The following is a 3,963-nucleotide window of genomic DNA, read 5'->3' as shown; positions in this document are numbered from 1 at the left end:
AACCGACTCCCAGTCTTTTTGACACTGGGCATCCCGACTGGGGTTGGCGCGCAACTTATCAATACGCATTGCAATTGCCTTGAGATATCGAGGGAAATGCACTAGCTGGCTATATGGCGTGTCAGATACAAATTTCGGGAATATTAAACCCTGAACCTGCGCTTGAATGTCTGTGTAAGCAGCAGCTGAAACAGCCTTGGCTTGAGCCATCTTCTTTTGAAGATCTGCATAAGCCTGCAAAGCCGCTAAAGCATGTTTTGAAATCTCTTGAGCAATTAAGGCCAGTCTAGGCTTACCTGCCTGTAGGCGCTCAGCAAATTGATCCGCATTCACCGGCAATGGATCATTCATGAATGCACGCTCTAAGGCAAGATTGAGAATTTGCTCAATCAAATCATCCACTGAACCTACATTGATAAATAGTAGGCCAATCTCACGCATTCCAGGTAACTGCTTCTGCAGTGCCTTAAGCGTGTCCTTATTTGACAAAGCAAATAGTCTACGAAGGCCTTGCCAATGATATTTCCTAGCTTCTAGTAAATCGTCAAATACCTCAAGATCACATGACTCAGCACGATCCACTAAGGCTGGGTAACCGAATAAAGTGCGATTACCTTTTTGAATCTCCAGCGTTTCAGGCAGCTCACCAAAGTCCCAAGTTCGATAACCGCTCTGCTCTACTTTTTTTACTGCAGCAGTAGTTGTGGCTTGGTTTGTTTTTGCACTTGCATTTGGAGTGCTGACTGACACATCAGAAACCAGCTCCTCTTGAACTGCTTGCTGGGCAATCGCCTGGAATGCAGTTCGAGCAGTTTCACCGTACTCAGCACGCAATCGAGTTAAATTACGCTCCAACTCAAGTTGTCGACCATGCTCGTCCACCAGACGGAAGTTCATCGAGGAGTGCAAAGGCAGCGATTCGGGTCTGAAGTCTGTACGCTTAATTTCTAAACCGCGTTCTTTGCGAATATCCGTAATGAGGCTATCTAAAAAGTCACCCACACCAAACTGTTTTTCTGCGAGCATGCGGTCTAAGAAAGACTTTGCATATTCCGGCAGCGGAATACAGTGACGACGTAACTTCTGGGGAAGTGATTTTAGGAGCAGGTGAATTTTTTCTTCGCACATACCTGGCACTAGCCATTCGCAACGACGACCATCTACCTGATTTAACAGAGTCAATGGAACAACTAGAGTGACTCCATCCTTAGGACTGCCAGGCTCAAAGTGATAAGTTAAGCTCAATTCAGTGCCACCAACAAGCATCTTTTTAGGATAGCGATCTACCGTAATTCCGGCAGCTTCATGGCGCATTAAATCAGCCTTAGCTAAACGCAAGAGAGTATCGGGCGACTCTTGATTGTCACCCCCCGCTCTAGATGCTTTTTTTAGCCAGGCATTCATACCCTCTCTACTGAGGACATCTTTTGGAATGCGTGAATCATAAAAAGCAAACAGGAGGTCATCATCCACCAAAACATCGGGGCGACGTGAACGATGCTCTAGAGCCTCGATCTCTTTAATTAATCTGCGGTTATGCCAGAAGAATTCAAAACTTCCAGGATATTTCTTTTTAGCATCAGCCTCGGTCTCTCTCATTAATGCTGGAGTATCCATACGTCCGAACATCTCTTCCTGGACTAAGGCCTGCGTAATAAATATTGAACGTGCATCCTCAAGATTATGTGATTCATAGCGAACTCGACGCCCATGATAAATGGGGAGTCCATACAATGTGCCACGCTCAAAGGCCATGACCTCACCTTGACGACTATCCCAAAAAGGCTCACTTAGAGATTTGATAAGGCGATGGGCAGCAACCTTCTCAACCCACTGAGGCTCAATTTTGGCAATTGTGCGGGCATACATACGATTGGTTTCTTGGAGCTCACCAGCTAATATCCAAGCACCGGCCTTTTTACCAATGGTTGAACCCGGCCAGATAAAGGGACGAATACCACGAGCACCAATGTAACCACCGGTCTTGCTACCGCGCTCTTGAGATTTTTCATCCTCTTCTTTTTTGGCAACGTAACCTAATAAGCCAGTTAATAAAGACAGATGTACCTGTTCATAGGTAGCGGCCGAGGGATTCTCTTTCCAACCCTTTTCACCAAGCATGGTATGTAACTGCCCATGTACATCACGCCATTCTCGCAATCGCCTAGGCGATAAGAATTTACTGCGGCACAGATTTTCTAATTGGCGATTACTGTGTTTGTGCTTCAGCGCATCCTGATACCAATCCCATAGCTTTACAAAGCTTAGAAACTCTGATCGCTCATCTGCAAACTGTAGGTGAGCTTGATCGGCAGCAGTAGCCTGATCCATTGGTCGATCGCGCGGGTCTTGGGTAGCTAAAGCAGAAGCAATGATGGTGACTTCACGTAGTGCGTTTTGCTCTTTAGCTGCTAAGAGCATACGACCGATACGAGGATCCAAGGGAAGATCTGCTAACTGCTTGCCTATAGGCGTTAGCTTGAAACTATTGTTAATGTCTTTGTCATCACTCCTAGAACTCTCGTCATAGACGATGGCACCCAACTCATCTAGCAACTGCACACCATCTGCAATAGCTCGACCTAGGGGCTTATCAATAAATGGGAATTCTTGAATACGGGGTAAGCGCAAAGAACTCATGCGCAGCAACACTGCCGCCAGTGAACTACGGAGAATTTCTGGATCAGTAAATTTGGGCCGGCTTAAATAATCTTGCTCGCTATATAGACGAATACAAATACCGTCAGATACACGACCGCAGCGACCTGCCCTTTGATTGGCTGCCGCCTGAGATATTGGCTCAATTTGCAACTGCTCGACTTTATTGCGATAGGAATAGCGCTTCACCCGCGCCAGGCCGCTATCCACTACATAACGAATATTGGGAACTGTTAATGAGGTCTCGGCAACGTTGGTAGTGAGGATGATGCGTCGACCATTGCCGGGATTGAACACACGCTCTTGCTCTGCAACCGACTGGCGCGCAAACAGACTTAATATCTCCGGATGAAAGCGTTGCTGCAGGACATGATCTTTGCGTAGCGCTTCAGCGCAATCCCGAATCTCTCGCTCCCCAGGCAAGAAAACCAAAACATCGCCTGCACCTGAGGTGCCCTCTCGCCAGACATTAGCAATCGCCTCCGCCACTGCATCTGGAATCTCCTTAGCCTCTTTAGACTCCTTCTTGCCGTCTGGCTTGGCATCTGGCTCCAAAGCTTCATAACGCTGTTCTACAGGGAAGAGTCTTCCACTGACCTCAATCACCGGAGCTGACTTGCCATTTAAGGCGAAATGATCTGAAAAACGCTTGGCATCGATCGTGGCTGAGGTGATGATCAACTTGAGATCTGGGCGCTTCGGTAGCAGCTGGCGAAGGTAGCCCAGTAGAAAGTCGATATTGAGGCTGCGCTCATGAGCCTCATCAATGATGAGTGTGTCATAGGCACGAAGTTGAGGATCCCTCTGAGTCTCAGCAAGCAAGATTCCATCAGTCATCAACTTAATTGAGGCGCCCTGACTAGTCTTATCGGCAAAACGAACTTGATAGCCAACGTCTTGACCGATTGGGGTACCCAGCTCTTGGGCTATACGCTTCGCTGTGGCTGTTGCAGCAATACGGCGAGGCTGTGTATGTCCAATGAGGCGCCCGCCGTTGATGGTGCCCCTACCTAGGTCTAGACAGATCTTCGGTAATTGGGTTGTTTTGCCTGAACCAGTCTCACCACAGACAATCACCACTTGATGAGAGCTCAAAGCATCCTTAATGATTTGACGCTGACCAGATACTGGCAACTCCTCCGGAAAGCGAATTTCCAGACGTCGGGAGGTGTTGGAAGCAGGCACAGTCGCAGGGCTTGCTTTGGGTTTTTGTTGGTTTATAGGCTCTTGCACCCTATAATTTTCTCACTATGCCAACAAATGCACCAAACCCCGGCTCAAACGCCGAAGAATCAAGCTCCAACT

General features: G+C 47.7%; 1 protein-coding gene. It reads right to left on the bottom strand.

Annotated elements, in window-relative coordinates; all coding sequences use genetic code 11:
• A partial coding sequence (gene hrpA, locus B7X71_RS13290; protein WP_293600988.1) for an ATP-dependent RNA helicase HrpA occupies nucleotides 1-3,843 on the bottom strand: 3,843 nt, incomplete at its 3' end.
• Between the last annotated feature and the right edge of the window lie 120 nt (nucleotides 3,844-3,963).

It is taken from the genome of Polynucleobacter sp. 39-46-10, assembly GCF_002282275.1.
The sequence above is the reverse complement of the archived record's forward strand: the minus strand, read 5'-3'. Positions and strand labels throughout refer to the sequence as shown.